The sequence below is a fragment of the Mycobacterium sp. genome, assembly GCF_049280035.1.
Classification (GTDB): domain Bacteria; phylum Actinomycetota; class Actinomycetes; order Mycobacteriales; family Mycobacteriaceae; genus Mycobacterium.
Window position 1 is genome coordinate 1 of the sequence record NZ_JBAPPI010000599.1, and the last position, 1,554, is coordinate 1,554.

General features: G+C 69.0%; 1 protein-coding gene and 2 pseudogenes. 2 read left to right on the plus strand and 1 reads right to left on the minus strand.

Features of this window, described 5'->3' with window-relative positions; translation table 11 throughout:
- Window positions 1–126: pseudogene (locus WAN71_RS19430) on the plus strand (LytR family transcriptional regulator); the annotation flags it as partial.
- 21 nt (window positions 127–147) lie between these two features.
- Here the strand turns inward: WAN71_RS19430 and WAN71_RS19435 are convergent.
- Window positions 148–1,020 carry an inositol monophosphatase family protein gene (locus WAN71_RS19435; RefSeq protein ID WP_422226891.1) on the minus strand — a complete coding sequence of 291 codons (873 nt, stop codon included), beginning with the start codon at window positions 1,018–1,020 and terminating at the stop codon, window positions 148–150.
- A 247-nt stretch (window positions 1,021–1,267) separates the two neighbouring features.
- On the opposite strand from WAN71_RS19435, the pseudogene WAN71_RS19440 reads away from it, so the two are divergent.
- A pseudogene (locus WAN71_RS19440) lies at window positions 1,268–1,554 on the plus strand (ROK family protein); the annotation flags it as partial.

Consider the following 1,554-nt stretch of genomic DNA (forward strand, 5'->3'; position numbering starts at 1 on the left):
GGCACCGAGTTCGGCGCGCTGGCACACAGCGACGACATCAACGCGGTGCTTGCCGGCCTGCGTCCCGGCGACGCTGAGCCCGCCGATCCGGCGCTGCTGGCGAAGATCCACACGGACACCTGCTGACCGCCGGGTCCGTTCAGCCGATCAGCCCGGAATCGGAGCGAGGCCGTCGAATCGCTCCAGGGCCGCGAGTAACTGGTCGGCGATCCCGGGCGCCGCGGCGACCACCAGGGCGGCTGTACTCTCCGGATCCCCCGGCGCAGGCAACACCACCCGGGCGCCCGCCTCGGCTGCGATCAGCGCCCCGGCCGCACAGTCCCAGACATGCAGGCCGTGTTCGTAGTAGGCGTCCAGTCGGCCCGCCGCCACCATGCACAAATCCATTGCGGCAGAGCCGATCCGACGCACATCGCGGACTACCGGCAGAATTTTGGCCACCAGCGCCGCCTGGACCGTGCGACGTCGCTTCGAGTATGCGAATCCGGTGCCCACTAACGCCATCGACAAATCGTCGACGGCGGTGCAACGCAGCGGATGCGTGCCGATCTCGTCGATGACGTGGGCGCCCAGTCCGGCCGCGGCCGAGTAGACCCGCCCGCCCATGACGTCGGCGACCGCGCCGGCCACCGACACACCGTCGACCTGAGCTGCCACCGACACGGCATAGGCCGGGATCCCGTAGACGAAATTCACCGTGCCATCGATCGGGTCAAGCACCCAAGTGATGGTGCCGGTGTCGGCCGAGGGAGAGGCGGGTCCGCCGATTTCTTCGCCCAGGATCGCGTCGCCGGATCGCAACTGCGCCAACCGATCACGCAATAGCCGTTCGGTCTCGGTGTCGACGATGGTGACCGGATCGGTCGGCGTCGTCTTTGTTCGCACCGCATCGTTGCCTTCAGTGCGCGCGTCGGGGCCGAAAACCTCGGTACGACGGCGCCGGGCGAACGCCGCGGCTTCCTCGGCCAACCTTTCGGCCACCGAACGCAGATGCGCCGGTTGGTCCGTTAGCGTGCTCACCGGTCCATCGCATCACAGTTGCCGCCGGACCACCCCGCCGGCGCGTCCGACGCGACCGCCAAACAGGCCAGCCAACTGCGGATCCACGCACTAGGGCTGATTTGTCCGACTCGCCCCCGCAAGCGGGTGGGGGTACCCCCAGCCGCGCAGCGGCGAGGGGGCGTACCCCCACCCCGGGCCGTCCCGGCCCGCATCGTCGTCGGACTATGGTGTGGGCGGACACCCCAGTCTCGCCGAGGAGATTCTCTTGACCGGTACCGACTCGACCACCGCCTCGTCCGGGACCGATGTGCCCGGAACGCCGTCGCGCCAGGGTTTCGGTATCGACGTCGGCGGCAGCGGCATCAAGGGCGGAATCGTCGACCTGAACACCGGCCAACTGGTCGGCGATCGTTACAAGCTGCTGACCCCCCAACCGGCCACGCCGTCCGCAGTCGCGAAGACGATCGCGGCCGTTGTCAACGAATTCGGCTGGACCGGCCCGCTCGGGGTGACCTACCCGGGTGTCGTCACGCACGGCATCGTCCGGACCGC